The 18,419-nt window shown below is 67.8% G+C and carries 13 protein-coding genes; 1 reads left to right on the top strand and 12 read right to left on the bottom strand.

What is annotated here, in order from left to right:
* Positions 1–146 precede the first annotated feature (146 nt).
* The 12 genes from dnaG to CBW24_RS10000 all read right to left on the bottom strand — a co-directional run bounded on the left by dnaG (position 147) and on the right by CBW24_RS10000 (position 17,741).
* The gene (gene dnaG, locus CBW24_RS10055; RefSeq protein ID WP_097373506.1) at positions 147–2,345 is read right to left on the bottom strand and encodes a DNA primase; all 2,199 of its coding nucleotides are present in this window, start codon (positions 2,343–2,345) and stop codon (positions 147–149) included.
* A 92-nt stretch (positions 2,346–2,437) separates the two neighbouring features.
* A complete protein-coding gene (cysG, locus tag CBW24_RS10050) occupies positions 2,438–3,823 on the bottom strand; it encodes a siroheme synthase CysG (RefSeq protein WP_097373505.1) in 1,386 nt (461 codons plus the stop codon).
* A 72-nt stretch (positions 3,824–3,895) separates the two neighbouring features.
* Positions 3,896–4,885 carry a glycosyl transferase family protein gene (locus CBW24_RS10045; RefSeq protein WP_097373504.1) on the bottom strand — a complete coding sequence of 330 codons (990 nt, stop codon included), beginning with the start codon at positions 4,883–4,885 and terminating at the stop codon, positions 3,896–3,898.
* Positions 4,882–7,572 (bottom strand): nitrate reductase, encoded by a 2,691-nt coding sequence (locus CBW24_RS10040; protein WP_232529678.1) that lies wholly within the window; start codon positions 7,570–7,572, stop codon positions 4,882–4,884. The genes CBW24_RS10045 and CBW24_RS10040 overlap by 4 nt, the downstream gene beginning before the upstream one ends.
* Complete coding sequence (gene nirD, locus CBW24_RS10035) at positions 7,572–7,982, bottom strand: nitrite reductase small subunit NirD (protein ID WP_097373503.1); 411 nt, start codon at positions 7,980–7,982, stop codon at positions 7,572–7,574. The genes CBW24_RS10040 and nirD overlap by 1 nt, the downstream gene beginning before the upstream one ends.
* Positions 7,979–10,435, bottom strand: coding sequence for a nitrite reductase large subunit NirB (gene nirB / locus CBW24_RS10030; RefSeq protein ID WP_097373502.1), 2,457 nt, complete (start codon positions 10,433–10,435; stop codon positions 7,979–7,981). Before nirB ends, nirD begins: the two co-directional genes overlap by 4 nt.
* A gap of 181 nt (positions 10,436–10,616) precedes the next feature.
* Positions 10,617–12,326 carry an ABC transporter ATP-binding protein gene (locus tag CBW24_RS10025; protein ID WP_097373501.1) on the bottom strand — a complete coding sequence of 570 codons (1,710 nt, stop codon included), beginning with the start codon at positions 12,324–12,326 and terminating at the stop codon, positions 10,617–10,619.
* 5 nt (positions 12,327–12,331) lie between these two features.
* Positions 12,332–13,417 carry an ABC transporter permease gene (locus CBW24_RS10020; RefSeq protein ID WP_088661764.1) on the bottom strand — a complete coding sequence of 362 codons (1,086 nt, stop codon included), beginning with the start codon at positions 13,415–13,417 and terminating at the stop codon, positions 12,332–12,334.
* Positions 13,418–13,591: 174 nt separating this feature from the next.
* Positions 13,592–14,896: a CmpA/NrtA family ABC transporter substrate-binding protein gene (locus tag CBW24_RS10015; RefSeq protein ID WP_374708982.1), complete on the bottom strand. Its 1,305-nt coding sequence runs from the start codon at positions 14,894–14,896 to the stop codon at positions 13,592–13,594.
* Between the two features lie 407 nt (positions 14,897–15,303).
* Positions 15,304–16,476, bottom strand: a complete 1,173-nt coding sequence (locus CBW24_RS10010; RefSeq protein ID WP_097373499.1) for an ABC transporter substrate-binding protein — start codon at positions 16,474–16,476, stop codon at positions 15,304–15,306.
* Between the two features lie 10 nt (positions 16,477–16,486).
* Positions 16,487–17,071, bottom strand: a complete 585-nt coding sequence (locus CBW24_RS10005; RefSeq protein ID WP_097373498.1) for an ANTAR domain-containing response regulator — start codon at positions 17,069–17,071, stop codon at positions 16,487–16,489.
* 244 nt (positions 17,072–17,315) lie between these two features.
* Positions 17,316–17,741, bottom strand: a complete 426-nt coding sequence (locus CBW24_RS10000; protein ID WP_088661768.1) for a protein tyrosine phosphatase family protein — start codon at positions 17,739–17,741, stop codon at positions 17,316–17,318.
* A gap of 234 nt (positions 17,742–17,975) precedes the next feature.
* Between CBW24_RS10000 and CBW24_RS09995 the strand changes: the two genes are divergently transcribed.
* Positions 17,976–18,188: a hypothetical protein gene (locus CBW24_RS09995; RefSeq protein WP_097373497.1), complete on the top strand. Its 213-nt coding sequence runs from the start codon at positions 17,976–17,978 to the stop codon at positions 18,186–18,188.
* Positions 18,189–18,419 lie beyond the last annotated feature (231 nt).

The following is an 18,419-nucleotide window of genomic DNA, read 5'->3' as shown; positions in this document are numbered from 1 at the left end:
TGCGAATCGCGCAACAGAGGCGCGATTCGGGTGGTGTGCCTGTGGATAACCCGCTGAACGGGCGCGATTGCCGCCGAATCGAGGCATTCGCAAACCGGGTGGTCCGGTCCCTCAGGTGTCGTGCTGTGCCGTCGCCGGCGCGCCGGTCAGGACGATTTGTCCCCGCCGGGGGTCTTGCCGGGCCTGCCGCCCGGCTTGGCGAAGTCGATCCGGTCAAGCAGGCGATCCAGCGCGGAGCGCTCTTCCTTGTCCATCCTCGTGCCATTCGGCGCGATGTCGAAATCGGCCTTGTCGTTGTCCATCGGGCGGATCGCCCGGTGTTGTGCTTCGGCCGCCTGTCCCAGCCGCCAGGTCAGCCCCTCATCGGCCAGCCCGTCGATTTCGGTCACCGCTTCGGCGATCTCGCGCGCGGCGCCGCGTTGCGCGGCCAGCTTGGCCAGTTCCTCGGCCAGACACATACGGGCCAGTTCGCCATCGTGCATCCGGCGCATAGGCGGTGCCAGCTGCACATGGCGCGGAGCGAGCAGGGTTTCAAGGGGGGCTGCGCCGATCTCCGCCTCGACCGCGCGGCGCAGGCCGGTCGGATCGGTGGCGGCATCGGCCACGCGCAGCAGCGTGGCGGCAATACGGGCATGGTCGGGGCCGGTAAACGCCGTCTCCTCCAGCACATGGGCGAAATCATCCATCAGATCGGGATGATGCAGGAAGGTCGCAAGGATCACCGCCTCGCGCAGGTGTTCGGTGACGCTGCCCGCTTCGGCGGCAAGGATCGAGGCCTTGGCCCCCGGTGTGGGGGCCGCTGCCATCCGGTCGAGCCAGCCGCCGCGCCCGCGATTGCCGCGCCCAGACCCTTTGCCCCGCCCAGCGAAACCGCTGCGCCCCTTGCCCTGACCGCCGCCGAACCCGGTGCCGCGCCCGCCGTCATAGGGGCCGCCGCCGCCACCGTAGCTGTCAGGATAGCCGCCACCATAGCTGTCGCCGTAACTGTCACCGTAGCTGTCGCCATATCCGCCAGCGTCGGGGGCATAGGGCGGCGGCGCGGCGGGGCTGTCACGGTCCGGCAGGTTGAACAGCGCGCGTCGGCGGCGGTCCAGCTCATCGGCGTAATGGCGGCGAATGGTGGTGTCCTTGATGCGGCGCACCGCTTCGCGCAGGCTTTTGTCAAAGGCCGCGCGGCGTTCGGGGCTGTCGAGCACCTTGCCGTCGGTTTCCTGCCGCCACAGCAGATCGACCATCGGCTCGGCCTTATCGAGCGCGGCCTGCATCGCTTCCGGGCCGCCATCGCGGATCAGGTCATCGGGGTCTTTGCCCTCGGGCATGATGCAAAAGCGCAGCGATTGTCCGGCTTCGATCAGCGGCAGGGCCAAATTCATCAGGCGCAGCGCGGCGCGGATCCCGGCGGTGTCGCCATCCAGCGCCACGACAGGTTCCGGCGCGATCCGCCACAGCAGGCGCAGTTGCTCCTCGGTGACGGCGGTGCCCAGCGGCGCGACCGCCGCGCCAAATCCCGCCTTCACCAGCGCGATGACGTCCATGTAGCCTTCGGCCACGATCAGCGGTTGGCCCTTGCCCGCCGCCTCGCGCGCAGGCCCGTGGTTATACAGGCTGCGCCCCTTGTCGAAGAGCGGCGTTTCCGGGGAATTGAGGTATTTCGCCCGCGCCTCCGGCGACATTGCCCGGCCACCCAGACCAATGCAGCGCCCGCGCGCGTCCCGGATCGGAAAGATGATGCGATCGCGAAACCGGTCATAAGGCGCGCCGCCATCGTCGGGTTTCGCGCAAAGCCCGGCCTCGATCACCACCTCGGCGGCGATGCCGCGTTCGGTCAGCGCCTGAAACAGGCCTTGCCGCTGGTCGGGGGCAAAGCCGATCTCGAATCGCTCCAGCGCCTTGCCCTGCAAACCGCGCCCGGTCAGGTAGTCCCGCGCGCGGGTCGCGCCTTGGGTGGACAGCTGCATGCGGTAATGGCGCACGGCGGCTTCCATCGCCTCGGCCAGAACGGTGCGGCGGTCGGCCTGCTCGCGCGCCTTGGGATCGCGCGCGGGCATCGGCAGGCCTGCTTCGCCCGCCAGAATCTCGACCGCTTCCATGAAGCTCGCGTTTTCGGTTTCCTGCACGAAGTTGATGGCATCGCCCTTTGCGTGGCAGCCAAAGCAGTAATAGAATCCCTTGCGGTCATCGACGTGGAAGGAGGCGGTCTTCTCCTGATGAAACGGGCAGGGGGACCAGTAATCGCCACGGGCCTGATTGGATTTCCGCGTGTCCCACATGACTTTGCGCCCGACCACGTCCGAAAGGGTCAGGCGCGTGCGCAGCTCGTCAAGGAATCCGGGGGGTAGCGACATGCGCGCAATCATCCGCGAGCCGCGCGGCGAAGTCCAGACGGCGCGCGCGGCGCTGCGGCGGCGTCACCTTGGCACAAGCGGCATCACAGGGGTCACACCACCCGCAGCACCGCGTCCGTCTGCTGTGCCTCCAGCGGGTTGCGGATCAGCAGCATTGCCGGATTGCGCAGGGCCTCCCGCCGGGCAAGGCCCTGCAACTCCGCCGCGCGGCAGGCGAACTGCCGCTGATCCGAGAAGCCGCAGCGTTCCGTCACCTCCACCGTGCAGCACTCCAGCACGCCCGCGCGGGCCAGCGAGGCTTCAAGCTCCGGCAACTTGCCCACCCCCATGTAAAGCGCCAGCGTCGTGCCGGGGCGCAGATGCGTGGCCCAGTCGGGCAGGGTCGCGCCATCGCGGCAGGTGCCGGTGGACAGAACCAGCGTGTCGGTGACGCCCCGTTCGGTCAGGAACCCGCCGCCCGCCGCCGCCGCCGCCGATGCCGCCGTGACGCCCGGCACGATTTCGTAGTCGATCCCGGCGGCGCGCAGGGCGTCAGCCTCCTCCGCGCCGCGACCGAATACACCCGGGTCGCCGCATTTCAGCCGCACCACACGCTTGCCCTGACGGGCGGCTGCGACCAGAACGCCGTTGATCTTTTCCTGCGGCCACGCCCGTTCGCCCGGCGTCTTGCCGACATAGACCCGCTCGGCGTCGCGGCGGGCCAGATCCATCACGCCGGGGTCGAGCAGCCGGTCATGAAAGATCACATCCGCCTCCTGCAAGCGCCGCACCCCGCGCAGGGTGATCATGTCGGCCCCGCCGACCCCGGCCCCGACCAAGGCCACCGGCGCCACAGAGGGGGCAGGCACCTCGCCCGAGGCGATGACCTCCTTGATCAGTCGCGCCGCGTCCCGCTCCGCCCCCGCCGCGTGCCGGGTGCGGGCCGGGCCGTCAAAGACCCAGCGCCACAGATCCCGGCGCTGGCGCGGGGCCAGCCGCTGTGCCGCCGCATCGCGCAGCCGCCCGGCCAGTGCCGCAAGCCCGCCCAGCGACGGCTCCAGCATCTGTTCCACCGAGGTCTTGATCTGCCGCGCCAGCACCGGAGCCGTGCCTTCGGTGCCGATCGCCACCACCACCGGGTCGCGATCGACGATGGACGGCGTGATCGCCTCGCACAGATCGGGCGCATCGACGACATTGACCAGCGCGCCCGCCTCGCGCGCCAGCGCATGCACCGCCGCATCCGCGCCGGGACAGCCCTGCGCGACAAAGACCAGCGCCGCGCCGCGCAGATCCGCCGCTGTCGCCAGGCCGGGTTGCCATGTCGCCCGGCCTTCGCGCACGAGCCCCTGCAATTCGGGGTCCAGATCCGGCGCGATCAGGGTGAGCCGCGCTTCGGTGCGCAGCATCAGCCGGGCCTTTTGCGCGGCCTGCTCACCGCCGCCGACGATAACGACGTGGCGGTCCTGCATCCGCAGAAACATGGGAAAGGTCTTCATCGCTCGCACTCCTGATGGCGGTGGCGGTCGGGTCGCGGGGTCGTGGGATCAGCCGGTGACGGGGCGGGGCGGTCAGGCCGCCGCCACCTCGCGCGGGCGGTCCGTCCAAAGCGCGCGGGCCAGATCCATCGCGCTGTCATGATCGGGCGCGCGGCCCAACGTCATCAGCGCCACAGCCGCCGTGCCCAGAACGACCGCTTCGGCAAAGGGATCGTGCAACGCCCCGGACCACAGCGCGGGCAGCGCGTCGGGGCCGAAATCATCCGCCGACAGGCGGCGCGCCTCATCGAGCAGGGCGGGCACGCTGTCATCCCAGCCCGCACCATCGCGCAGACCGAACAGGGCGACGGGCTTGGTCGGCATCCGTTCGAATTCGCCGCCCGCGCCCTTCAGCACGGTCATCTGTGGCTGGCCCAGCAGCGCCCCGGCATCGGCCTGCAATTCGCGGTAGGGGGGATGGAACACGCCCTGCACGGTGGCGTCTGCCCCGGCGGGGTTCAGCATCCGCATGCAGGTGTTCACGCAGGACCGCAGGCCCAGCACATCGCGCAGTTTCAAAAGGTCCAGCGCGCGCGGGCACATGGTGTCGAGCGGCGCATAGGCGATCCCCGTCTTGCGCAGCGCCCGCGCGGCGTCATCGGGGCCGGTGACGCAGGCGATGCCCAGCCGTGCCACGCCCGCCGTGACGCTCGCCTTCTCGGACTGGTGCGAATTCCAGCCATGCAGCAGGACCGGCGCGCCCGCCTGCGCGATGAGCTTCGCGGCAAGCAGGAACCACGCCGCCCCCCGCGACCGCCCGGCGGCATAGCTGGGCCAGTCGAGCCCGGCGCCGATGTCGCGCCAATCGGCCAGCAGATCCCGAAACCCACGGGTAAAGCCCGCGACCTCGGCGGCGCTTTCGCCGCGAAACCGCATCAGCATCAGCAGCGCGCCCAAGGCCTCCGGGTCCGCATCGCCGCGCAGGATGATGTCCATCGCCGCGCGGGCCTCCGCCTCGTCTAGGTTGCGGGACCGGCCCGGCCCCCGGCCAAGCAATTGCACATATGGAAGCAGGGCGCTCATTCTGCGGCCATTTTCGGCGTCTGTGCGGCTGCGATCAAGCCCTTGATTTCCGGTCGGCAGGAGCCGCAATTCGTGCCCGCCTGTGTGCAGGCGCCGACGGCCTCCACGCTGACCGCGCCATCGGCCACCGCCGTGCGGATCTGATTGGCGCCGATGCCAAAGCACGAACAGACCAGCGGGCCGGGATCGGGCTGGTCGGTGCCGGGCCGACCGGCCAGCGCGCGCGCCGGCGCGGTGTCCGTGCCGATCAGCGCGCAGACATGGGCCCGGGCCACCGCCACAGGGGCGGGTCCGGCCCAGAACAGACCGGCGAGAGTGCCATGTTCGACGATTGCCACCGAAACGCTGCCCCGCGCCGGATCGCTGAGAACAGAAGCTGCGCCATCGTCGAGGTTCAGCACGCGCCGGGCCTCGGCCTCCCATGCTTCAGGGCTGTCGGGGCGCAGGGCTCCGGCCAGTTCCGCGCGCATCCCGGTGTCGCTGCGCGCTCCGGCCCAATAGGGCAGCGGCCCGGCGCGCATCTCGGCCCGGCTGGCGGCAAACCCATACCATGCCGGGGTCCAGCGCCGCAGCCGCGCGGCGGAGCCTTTCAGGGCCGGTTGCCCGGATACCGGATCGACCGCCGCCCGCACCGCCCGGTTCACCCGCCCGCTGGGGGCGGTCTCGGCGGTCCAGTGCATGGGCACAAAGACCGTGCCGCGCTGGGCGCGGTCGCTGATTAGGACGCGCAGCACCGCGCGGCCCGTTTCGGTCTCGAGCCCCACCAATTCCGCATCCGCGACCCCGATCATGGCGGCGTCGTCGGGGTGAATTTCGGCGTAAGGTTCTGCGATATGGCCCGAGAGCCGCGCGGAGCGTCCGGTGCGGGTCATCGTGTGCCAATGGTCGCGCACCCGCCCGGTATTGAGCCGGAATGGCCAGTCGGCGGCGGCCAGTTGCACTTGCGGCGGCGTGATCGGCAGCATTCGCGCCCGCCCGCCGGGGTGATAAAAGCCGCCCGCTCCGAAAAACCGGCCTGCGGTGGTGGGGGGCGTGCGCCCGGCGCGGGGCACCGGCCAATGCACCGGCTTCAGCGCGTCATAGGCGGCGTCGCTCAGATCGGCGAGACCGGAGATATCGAAATCCCGGCCGAACGCCTCGGCCAGCCCGGACAGCGCGGCGAATTCGCGAAATACCGCCGCCTCGCTGGTCCAGCCAAAGGCGTCGGCCCAGCCCATCCGGGCCCCGACCTGTGCCAGAATGCGCCAATCCGCGCGCGCTTCCCCCGGCACCGGCAGGAACGCCCGCTGGCGCGAGATGCAGCGTTCGGAATTGGTGACGGTGCCGGATTTCTCGCCCCAGCCCGCAGCGGGCAACTGCACCCGGCACAGCCGCGCAGTGTCGGTGTCACTCACGATGTCGGAGATCACGGTAAAGGGCACGCGGGCGATCGCCTCGGCCACCCGGCCCGCATCGGGCATCGACACGGCGGGATTGGTGGAGATGATCCACAGCGCCTTGATCCGCCCGTCGGCGCAGGCGTCGAACAGATCGACGGCCTTCAACCCCGGTGTCTGGCAGATGACGGGGCTGTTCCATGCGCCCTGCACCGCGTCCCGGTGCGCGGGGTCTTCGATATCCAGATGACAGGCCAGCATATTGGCCAGCCCGCCGACCTCGCGCCCGCCCATCGCGTTGGGCTGCCCGGTCAGCGAAAATGGCCCCATCCCCGGCCTGCCGATGCGCCCCGTGGCCAGATGGCAATTGACGATGCCGTTGACCTTGTCACTGCCGCAGGAGGATTGGTTCACGCCTTGGGAATAGAGCGTCACCACCCGCTCCGCGCCGATCCACATGTCGCAGAAGCGGGCGATCTCCTCAGGGCTGAGCCCGGTCTCGGCGGGATCGGTGGCGCGGGCGGCGGTGACAGCGGCGTCAAACCCGTCGACATGCGCGGCGAGATAATCCGCGTCGACGGCCCCACGTGCCGCGATCTCGGCCAGAAGCAGGTTATAAAGCGCGGCATCCCCATCGGGCCGGATGCTGAGATGCAGATCGGCCAGATCGGAACTGGCGGTGCGGCGCGGGTCGATATTGATGACGCGCATGTCGGGGCGCGCGGCGCGGGCGGCGGCCAGTCGTTGAAACAGCACCGGATGGCACCATGCCGCGTTGGAGCCGGTCAGCACCACCAGATCGGCCTGCTCCAGATCGTCATACAGCCCCGGCACGGTGTCAGTGCCAAAGGCACGTTTGTGCCCCGCCACCGATGACGCCATGCAAAGCCTTGAATTCGTGTCGATATTGGCTGATCCGATATAGCCCTTCATCAGCTTGTTGGCGACGTAGTAATCTTCGGTCAGCAATTGGCCCGATACGTAGAACGCCACGCTGTCGGGGCCGTGTTCTGCCACCGCGCGGCTGAATTCGCTCGCCACCAGATCCAGCGCCGCGTCCCATGAACTGCGCTGGCCGTCCACATGCGGATGCAGCAGCCGCCCCAACAAGCCCAGCGTTTCGGTCAGCGCCGCGCCTTTGGAACACAGCCGCCCGCGATTGGCGGGATGCGCGGGATCGCCCGCGACCGGCTGATCGGCGCCGCGCGCCAGCACGCCGCAGCCAACGCCGCAATAGGGGCAGGTCGTGCGGATCGCGCGCTCCGCGTCGGGCAGCGCGGGCCGCATGGGGGCAGGGGCGGGACGCTCCATCAGGCGGCGTCCCGTGCCATCGCGATCTGCGAAACCTCCAGCCAGATCCGGCCCTCCTCCACCCGGGTGCGCCAGACCGGCACCGCGCCGTCATCGGCCCCCTGCGCCGTGCCGGTGTTGAGGTCGAACACCCAGTTGTGCAGCGGGCAGGTCACCCGGTCGCCATGCACGATGCCTTCGGAAAGGGGGCCGCCCTTATGCGGGCAGCGGTCGGTCAGGGCGTGCACCATGTCCGTGCTGGTGCGGAACACGGCCACGCAGCCCAGCGCGGTTTTCACCACCCGCGCGCCGCGCGGCGGGATATCGTCCAGCGCGCCGATATCGATCCAGCGTTCCGCGTCTGTCACGGCACCGCTCACCGGGTCGGCCTGTGCGGTGTCTGCGGTCAGGGTGATCTTGCCAAGGGTCATTCCGCGGCCTCCAGCTTCAGATTGGCGAGCGGGGCATAGCGTGCCTGCTCCTTATCGACATGCGCGGCCCATGGGTCGTGCTGATAGACGCTTTGGCTGATCGCGAACCGGTCGATCAGGGCCTGACGGCCCGCCAGATCGTCGACCACCCGTTCGCGCACCCAGTCCAACCCGACCTTGGCGATCCATTTGTAAGGCCGGTCGAGGTATTTAGCGTGCTCGCGGTAAAGCTGGACAAAGGCCACGGTGATATCGATGGCTTCCTGCTCGGTCGTGACGGCGGCGAGGCGCTCGGTCTCCTTCAGATCCATCCCCGCCGCGCCGCCGACGCCGATCTGGTAGCCGCTGTCGACACAGATCACGCCGACATCCTTGCACGTCGCCTCCGCACAGTTGCGCGGACAGCCCGAGACGCCCAGCTTTACCTTATGCGGGGTCCATGAGCCCCACAGCGCCTGCTCCAGCTTGATGCCAAGGCCGGTGCTGTCTTGGGTGCCGAAGCGGCAGTGATCGGTGCCGACGCAGGTTTTCACCGTGCGCAGCCCCTTGGAATAGGCGTGGCCCGAAACCATGCCCGCGCGGTTCAGATCGGCCCAGATCGCGGGCAGATCCTCCCCCCGCACCCCAAGCAGATCGATCCGCTGGCCGCCGGTGACCTTGACCGTCGGCACGTTGTATTTGTCGGCGGCATCCGCGATCGCGCGCAACTCCGCCGCGTTGGTGATCCCGCCCCACATGCGCGGCACCACCGAAAACGTCCCGTCCTTCTGGATGTTGGCGTGTTTGCGTTCGTTGATGAACCGGCTTTGCAAATCGTCGCGATAGTCGAGCGGCCAGTCCGCCAGCAGGTAGTAATTCAGCGGGGGACGGCAGACATGGCAGCCATCCACGGTCTTCCAGCCCAGTTCCTGCCAGACGGCGGGCATGGATTTCAGTTCCTGCGCCTTGATCAAGCGGCGCACATCCTCGTGGGTCAGGTCGGTGCAGCCGCAGATCGGCTGCGCGCTGGGCAGGACGAAATCGTCGCCCAGCGTCGCTGACAGCACCTGTTCCACCAGCCCGGTGCAGGTGCCGCAACTGCCCGAGGCCTTGGTCACCGCGCGGACGGAGCCCAGATCGGTGGCGCCGTTCTGGATCGCGGCGACCAGATCGCCCTTACACACGCCGTTGCAGCCGCAGATTTCGGTATCATCCGGCAAGGCTGCAACGGCCGCCATAGGGTCCACGGGGGCACCCCCCTGAAAGGCGGGACCAAAGATCAGCGTCTCGCGCATCTCGTCGACCGGGGCCGCGTCCTTGATCAGCCCGAAGAACCAATTGCCATCGCCGGTGTCGCCATACATCACCGCGCCGATCAGCCGGCCCTCCTGCAGCACCAGCCGCTTGTAGACACCGCGCGCGGGGTCGCGGAACACGATGTCCTCGCGGTCGTCGGCTTCGGCGAAATCGCCTGCGCTGAACAGATCGACGCCGGTGACCTTCAGCTTGGTCGAGGTCTGTTTCGGAACGAACGCCGCCTCTTCGCCCAGCAAGGCGCGCGCCAGCACCTTGGCCTGATCGTAGAGCGGGGCCACCAGCCCGAACACTTGGCCGTTATGCTCGACGCATTCGCCCACCGCATAGATATCGGCGTCGGAGCTGCACATCTGATCGTCGACATGCACGCCGCGCCCCACCGCCAGACCGGCCTCGCGGGCCAATGCGGTATTGGGGCGGATGCCCACGGCCATGACCACCAGATCGCAGGGGATCTCGGTGCCGTCGTCGAGGCGCAGCGCCTCTACCCGCTCAGAGCCGACGATCTCCTTGGTGTTGGACGAACAGCGAATGGTGATGCCGCGCCCGGTCAATTCCTTGCGCAGCAGGTAGCCTGCGGCTTCGTCCAGTTGCCGCTCCATCAGGTGGCCCATGAGATGCACCACCGTCACCTCCATGCCCAGCATCCGCAGACCGGCGGCAGCCTCCAGCCCCAGCAGGCCGCCGCCGATCACGACCGCCTTCGCGCCCGGACGCGCGGCGGTGTCCCGCATGGTGTTGACGTCTTCCAGATCGCGGAAGCTGATGACACCGGGCAGGTCGTGCCCCGGCACCGGAATGATGAACGGGTTGGAGCCCGTGGCGACGATCAGCTTATCATAGGGGGTTTCGCCTGTGGCGGTCATCACCACCTTGCGCGCGCGGTCGATGCCGGTGACCGGTTCGCTGAAGCGACAGGTAACGCCGTGCGCCGCATACCAGGCGGCGTCATGGGTCACGATCTCTTCATAGGTCTTTTCGCCCGACAGGACCGGCGACAGCATGATGCGGTTGTAATTGCCGCGCGGCTCCGCGCCGAACAGGGTGATGTCATAGGCGTCCGGCGCGGCGTCGAGCAGATGTTCCAGCGCCCGGCCCGAGGCCATGCCAGCGCCGATGACGACAAGTTTCGGTCGTGTGTCGGTGGGGTGGGTCATGTGATGTCTCCACTAAGGACTGTGGCGCGGCGGGTCCGGCCAGGGCGGACGGCAGGCGCGCGGCGGTTCGGGTGGCACGGGCGACCCTGTCGAGCAGGCGGGCAGGATCGCGCCGGGATCATGCGCTGGGCGGACGGAGTGCGGCGGACCCGGACACGCCGGGCAGTGCCGCGCGCGTCGCTCAGGCGGCCTTGTCGCGGGGAGAGGGGCGCGGCGCGGTGCTGGCGCGCTGGGCGGCCTCCTTCACCGGATCGCGGCCATGCTCGTATTCCTCAAGAAAGGACAGAACCTCTTCGCGGTAGTGGTAGTAATCGGGATGTTCGAGCAGCGCCTTGCGGGTGCGCGGGCGCGGCAGGTCCACATCGACCACCCGTCCGATGGTGGCGCGCGGCCCGTTGGTCATCATCACCACCCGGTCGGCCAGCAGGATCGCTTCGTCCACGTCATGGGTGACGCAGACGGCGGTGACCTTGGTGCGCGACCACACCTCCATCAGCACTTCCTGCAATTCCCAGCGGGTCAGGCTGTCGAGCATGCCGAACGGCTCATCGAGCAGCAGCAGTTTCGGCGACAGCGCAAAGGCGCGGGCAATGCCCACCCGCTGTTTCATGCCGTTCGACATCGACGCGGCGGGGCTGTTCATCGCATCGGCCAGCCCGACGCGCTCAAGGTAATATTCCACCACATCCTGCCGCTCGGCCTGACTGGCGCGGGGGTAGACCCGATCAACCCCAATCGAGACGTTCTCGCGCGCGGTCAGCCACGGAAACAGCGAGGGCGACTGAAACACCACCGCGCGTTCGGGGTCCGCACCTTCGACATGGCGGCCATCGAGCTTGATCGCCCCGCGCGAGATGTCGTTGAGCCCCGCGGCCATGGTCAGCACGGTGGATTTGCCGCAGCCCGAATGGCCGATCAGCGACACGAATTCGCCCTTGTCGAGCTTCAGGTTGAAATCCTCCACCACCGTCAGCGGGCCTTTCGGCGTGGGGTAGATCTTATGCAGTTGCGAAAATTCCAGATAGCGCTCCTCGATCCCGCCGGATTGCGCCTCGGCCACCGCTTTGGGCACCGCGTGGATGGGCGTGATCGCGGGCAACAGGCGAGAGCCTTCGTCGCGGGCGTGGATGCCTACATCCATCAGGTATTTCGTCACCTGCGCCCGCAGGCGTTTGAACTCGGCGTTGTGGTTCATCTCCGAGCGGTCGCGCGGGCGGGGGATGTTCACCTCGACCGGCGCGGCCAATGTGCCATCGGGGTTCAGCGGGATGATCCGGTCGGCCAGCTGAATGGCCTCGTCCACGTCATTGGTGATCAGCACGACGGTTTTCTTGTCGGCCTCCCAGATGCGTTCGATCTCATCGGCGAGATTGGCGCGGGTCAGCGCATCGAGCGCCGATAGCGGCTCATCCAGCAGCAGCATCTCAGGGTCGAGCGCCAGCGCCCGCGCCACGGCCACACGTTGCCGCATCCCGCCCGACAACTCCGACGGGCGCCGGTCGACTGCATGACCCAGCCCGACCATGCGGATGTAATGCAGCGCCTTTTCCTGCCGCTCGGCGCGGCTCAGCTTGGGATAGACGGCATCGACCGCCAGCCCGACATTGCCGCCCACCGTCAGCCACGGCATCAGCGAATAGGACTGAAACACCAGACCGCGCTCCGGTCCCGGCCCGTCGATCGGCGCGCCCTTGAAGGTCAGCGTGCCGCTGTCGGGTGTCTCCAGACCCGCGATCAGGTTCATCAGTGTCGATTTGCCAGTGCCGGAGAAGCCGAGGATCGCCAGAAACTCGCCCTCGCGAACCTCCAGATTGATGTCGCGCAGAACCTCGCGGCGGGCGGTGCCCTCGCCGAAGCCTTTGGTGACGTTGGTAAAGTTGAGAATGCCCATGTCGATCACCGCTGTGCGCTAAAGGTGAAAAGGGACTGGATCGCAAACATCACCCGGTCCAGCAGGAAGCCGATGATGCCGATGGTCAGCACCGCGACCATGATCTTGGCAAGGCTCTGCGAGGAGCCGTTCTGGAACTCGTCCCAGATGAATTTGCCAAGGCCGGGGTTCTGCGCCAGCATTTCGGCGGCGATCAGCACCATCCAACCCACGCCGAGGCTCAGCCGCAGGCCGGTAAAGATCAGTGGCAGCGCGCTGGGCAGCACCAGCTTGGTGATCTTGGCGAAGGTGCCCATTTTCAGCACCTTCGACACATTGACCAGATCGCGATCAATCGAGGCCACCCCCAGCGCGGTGTTAATCAGCGTAGGCCAGAGCGAACACAGCGTCACCGTGATCGCGGAGACCAGAAACGATTTCGACAGCATCCCGTCATTGGTGGCATAGGCCGCGGACACGACCATCGTGACGATGGGCAGCCATGCCAGCGGCGAGACCGGCTTGAAGATCTGGATCAGCGGGTTGATCGCCGCATTGGCCGTGCTCGACAGCCCGCAGACGATGCCCAGCGGCACGGCCACGGCGGTGGCGATCAGGAAGCCGAAGAACACCGTTTTGATCGAGGTCCAGATCTGCTGATAGTAGGTCGGCGCGCCGGTATAGGGGATGTCGCGCACTTGTTCGGGGCGGCCCTGCGCGATCAGCCGTTCGTTGCGCGCGGCGACCCGCTCTTCGAAGGCGGCGCGTTCGGCGCCCTGCGACATGGCTTCCTGATGCAGGTTCACCGCTTCGGTCCAGACGGCCCGGGGCCCCGGCACCGCGCCGAGCGAGGTCTGCACCTGCGGCGCCAGCATCCCCCACAGCACGAGGAAGGTCAGGATCGCCAGCACCGGCACGCCGAGCAGCTTCCACACTTCGCGCATCTGGGTGCGGGGGTTGTCGCCCGCGCCGGCGCGCAGCAGCGGCGTCACCCACGGCAGGCCCAGCACACGGAACCAGCCATCGGCCTGATTGATGCGGGTGAAGGTGCGGGCGCGTCGGGCCTCTCGGGCCTCGTTGCGGCTTAGGGACTGGGGGTCGATTGCGGTCATTGCGGGTCTCCGCTGTCGAAGGGCTGGCAGGTCTGCGCGCGGGCGCAGGGCGGGCAGGGGTAGGGCGGGCAGGTGAGGACGTGGCAGGTAGGGGCGTGGCAGGTGGGGGGCGCGTGGAGGGGCCGTCTGCTCCGGCCCCGGCGTGCCCATAGGCGCCGGGGCCGGAGCGCTGGGTCAGCCCTGAATTTCGCTGCCCACCACGGTTTGATCGCCCTTCAGCCCGATGGGCAGGCTGTCGAGATAGGCATTGGGCGTGCGCCCGTCATAGGGAATGGCGTCGATGATATCGCCTTCGGGCGTGGCGGCGCGGTAACCGTCCGTATCCCAGGGGAAATCGGCCTCCTCGGCCAGTCCCTCATCCACCAGCAGGCGCGCGGCCTCCAGATAGATCTCCGGCTTGTAGACGGAGCGCGCGACCTCGTCATACCAGCTGTCGGGCCGGGCTTCGGCGATCTGGCCCCAGCGGCGCATCTGGGTCAGATACCACACCGCGTCGGAGTAATAGGGATAGGTCGCGAAGTAGCGGAAGAAGACGTTGAAATCGGGCACGTCGCGGACATCGCCGGGCTCGTATTCGAACGTGCCGGTCATCGAGTTGTCGATCACATCCGCATCCGCGCCGACATATTCGGAGCGCGACAGGATCTCGACCGCCGCTTCGCGATTGGCGTTGTCATTGGCATCCAGCCACATCGCCGCGCGGATCAGTGCCTTGGTCACCGCCAGCGTGGTGTTGGGGTTTTCCTCGGCGAACTCGGCGGTGATGCCGAACACCTTCTCGGGGTTGTTCTTCCAGATCTCGTAATCGGTGACGACCGGCACGCCGATGCCCTTGATGACGGCCTGCTGGTTCCACGGCTCGCCCACCGAATAGCCATAGATCGTGCCCGCCTCCAGCGTCGCGGGCATCTGCGGCGGCGGCGTCACCGACAGCAGCACATCGGCATTGATCTGGCCCGAGATATTGTCGGGGCTGTAATAGCCGGGGTTCAGCCCGCCCGCGGCCAGCCAGTAGCGCAGCTCGTAATTGTGGGTCGAAACCGGGAACACCATGCCCATGTTGAAGGGCTTGCCCTCGGCGCGGTAGCTCTCCACCACCGGGGCCAGCGCTTCGGCGCTGATCGGGTGCTGCGGACGGCCATCGTCCATCTTGGGCACATTGGGTTTCATCTGCTCCCAGATCTCGTTCGACACGGTGATGCCGTTGCCGTTCAGATCCATCGAGAAGGGCGTGATGATATGCGCCTCGGTGCCGTAGCCGATGGTCGCGGCGAGAGGCTGCCCGGCCAGCATATGCGCGCCGTCCAGCGTGCCGTCGATCACCCCGTCCAGCAGCACCTTCCAGTTGGCCTGCGCCTCCAGCGTGACGAACAGGCCCTCATCGTCGAAATAGCCCTGTTCCTGCGCGACGGCGAGCGGCGCCATATCCGTCAGCTTGATAAAGCCAAAGGTCAGCACGTCTTTTTCCAGCGGCAGCATTTCGGCCCATGCGGCGGGCGCGAAAAGCGCGGTGGTGCCAAGCGCGAGAACGGCGGCGCGCGTCAGCTTTGGGGTCGGGCAGGGCAGGCATGAGGCGGTGGTGGTCATCGGGGAGATCCTCGCTGGTGGCTGCGGCACGGCGGAGCGGGAAAGTCCGACGGGCCAAAACAAAAAGAGCCGCACGATCGGTCCGTAACCTTATGATATAAGGTCACAAACGTCTCGAGCGGCTTTGCTCAACTCCGTCCCCTGCATCGGGAACTATGGCAGCGGAACGTCCTTGTTCCGCGTTACGTCAGTGCTAACCGATCCGCTCCCGTCGAGGAAAGCGTGGTTTGGGATCGAAGGGGTTAAAATTGACGCTGCACTGCGGCATCCTCATGCTGCTGCGCAGAATTTAGGCAGTCTCAGGTGTGCGGGTCAAAAATCCAGCCATCGAAAAACGAATCCGGCCCCAGTGTCAGACCGCCACGGCTGGAGGCGACGGGCGTCGGGCGACTCAACGCGCCTTCCAGCTTCTCGGAGGCGCCGGGCAGATCGACCCCGATGGGCGCGAGGTTTGCACGATAGAGATCCGACCGGAACGCGGCGCGCGCGGTGGCCATGGCGGCGTCCTGCTCCAACCCGCTGCGCCGCGCGATGGCCCGGCCCATCAACGCCGCCTGACTGCGCCACGGAAATGCCGCGCCCGCCTCGTGGAAGCACAGGAACCGGGGCACCTTGACCTCGGCACCGCCCTGCCGGGTCTGAATGCGCCCCATCAACGCGCGGTCGATGATCTCGTCGGGAATGTCGAGGTAATCGGTCCGCGCCAGCAGGTCGGAGGCCATGTCGATGTTCTGCCCATCGCCCAGCCACGCCTGCGCCCGCCACGCGGCCCGCATCAGCCGCCCCACGGTGCCCGGGTTGGCCTCCACCCAGTCATGCCCGGCGGCGAGAACCTTTTCCGGGGCGAATGACCAGATCGCGGAGCCGGGCAGCACCAATTCGGCCGCGCCCCGCTCCACGGCGGCGGAGCCCCACGGCTCGCCCACACAGAATGCGTCGATCTCGTCGGCGGCCATCGCCTCGCCCATGCGGGGGGGCGGGATCGTGCGCACATCCAGCCCGCCCGGCGCGCTCAGCCCCAGCGAGCCCAGCCAATGATACAGCAGTTCGGCATGCATCGAAAACGGGAACGGCACCCCCACGCGCAGCCGCGCGCCCGCCGCCCGGATCAGGTGATTGCCGGTGCCCACCGGATCGGCAAAGCCACCCGCCCAGCCCGCCGCGCGCATCCGGGTCGCAAGCTCGGGACTGACCCCGATAGTATTGCCGTTCACCGACAGCACCATAAGCGCATCCATCCGCGTCGGCAGGCCGCCCAGACCCAGCGACATTGCCACCGGCACCGGCGACAGCATATGCGCGGCCTCCAGATGCCCCAGCGCCAGCATGTCGCGCAGGGTGGACCAACTGGGCTGCCGCAACAGCCGCAGGTCCAGACCTTCCTCCTCGGCAAAGCCAAGTTCGCGCATCACCACCAAGGGCGCGGCATCGACCAGCGGGATGAACCCGCAACGGATTTCGGTCAGGCTCATGGGCGGCGGCTCATATCAGCAGGTCCGCAGCAGTGACCAGCGCCTGCGCCACATCAACGACCTTGCGCCCCTGATCCATCGCGGTCTTGCGCAGCAGCCCATAGGCTTCTTCCTCGGAAATACCGCGCGCGCGCATCAGCAGGCCCTTGGCGCGGTCGATGGTCTTGCGCTCCGCCAGCGCGGCGCGGGCCTGTTCCAGTTCAGATCGCATCTGGCTGACCATGTGAAACCGCGCGATGGCGGCATCCATCACCGGCTTGACCCGTTCCTTGCGCAGCCCGTCGACGACATAGGCCGAAAGCCCCGCCTTGATCGCCGCTGTCACCATCTGCTCCTCGGAGCGGTCGACGAACATCGCCACCGGACGGGCATTCGCGCCGGAGGCGACGGACAGCGTTTCCAGCATATCGCGGGAGGGGTTGGCGATGTCGATCAGCACCACATCCGGCTCCAACGCCGCAAGCCGCCGTGCCAGCGACGTTTCGTCCGACAGCACGGTGATGTCATAGTCGCCCGCCTCGCGCAGGCCGTCGACAATCAGGCGCGCGCGTTCGGAATTGGCTTCGACGATGGTGATCTTGAGCTTCTGTTCCACGGGGTCAGAGCTACGTCGCGGCGCGGCGCTTGGCCAGTCCGAACCGGCACAGCGCGGACGGTGCGCAGGCCAGTTTCGCGCCGACTGCCTGAAAAACAGGCAGAGCAGCGGCGCGGATGGTCGGGGCGGATTGCAGCGCACCAGCGCACCGCGCGTGCCGGGTCATGGGACAGGTCAGCGCCTGTCAGGGTGGCCCCGGTCGTGCCAGCCCCTGTCAGGACGCGTAGGCAGCGGCGGGCGTGGCCTAGCCGCGGTAAAGCGCGTCCAATTGCGGGCGCAGCCCTTCCAGCTGATACCCCGCCTGCGCGGCAGTGGCGATCAACTCATCGGCGGGGGTGGTCGCGGCCTGTCCCAGCGCCCACACGATGGTAGAGCGGTTGCCCGAGGCGCAATAGGCCAGCACCGGCTGATCGGGGCCTTCGACCGTATTGGCCTGCAAGGCGATCAGCTCCGGCGTAATGGCGGTATGCACGACCGGGTTCAGCACGAATTTCAGCCCGGCGGCCAGCGCCGCTTCGCGGATCGCGTCGGCCTGAAAATCGGGCGGCACTTCGGCATCGGGGCGGTTGCAGATCACGGTGCGGAACCCGGCCTCAGCGATGAGGGCAAGCTCTTCGGGCGCAATCTGCGGCGAGACGGCATAGGCGGGGGTGAGCGTTCGGATATCCATGCGCTCTTTCTTTCCCCGTTCGCCGGAACGGTCAAGACGGGATCGCAGCGCACATTTGCGGCACCTGCTGGATTGTGCGTCAAAGGGGCGGAAAATTGCGCGCGTTGGTCTTTTCACGCAGGATTGTTACCTTGCGTCATTGACAGGTCGGCGGCCAGCCCGGCATGGTTGAGACCCGAGCAGGGCAAGGGAGAGGAGCCCACGCCCTGCGGTTGCCATGACAGGGAGGACCTCATGACACCACACGCCCACCGCGCGGCCGTGGACCGGCTGCTTGACGACATCGCCCGCGCCCCGCGCAACGCGCCCTATCTCAGGGCCCGGCTGCTGCGCACGTTGAGCGAAATCCGGTCGTCGGGCGCCGCCGTTCCCGCCGAGATCATCGCGTTGCAGAACGCGCTGACGCCCGAGGATGACGACGCGTTGTTCGATAACATGCCGGTGTAACACCGGTGCGCGCCCCTCGTCGCCCGCGAGGGGCGCGCGTGTGCTGAAGGTCACAGCAGGCGGCCCTTGAAAATCAAGGGCTTGTCAGCGCGGGGGTCTGATTGGTCTAGTGCGGGATAATCGGACACCGCGCGAGGAACGGCAGCCATGACCGTGCAGGGCAGTCACAGACAGGGCAGGGGTCGCCCACAGGTTGCGCCCCGGCATTCCGACGGCACGCGTAAGGTCGGC

Source organism: Pacificitalea manganoxidans, from assembly GCF_002504165.1.
Classification (GTDB): domain Bacteria; phylum Pseudomonadota; class Alphaproteobacteria; order Rhodobacterales; family Rhodobacteraceae; genus Pacificitalea; species Pacificitalea manganoxidans.
Note: the sequence above shows the minus strand (reverse complement) of the source record. Positions and strands in the feature narration are given on the sequence as shown.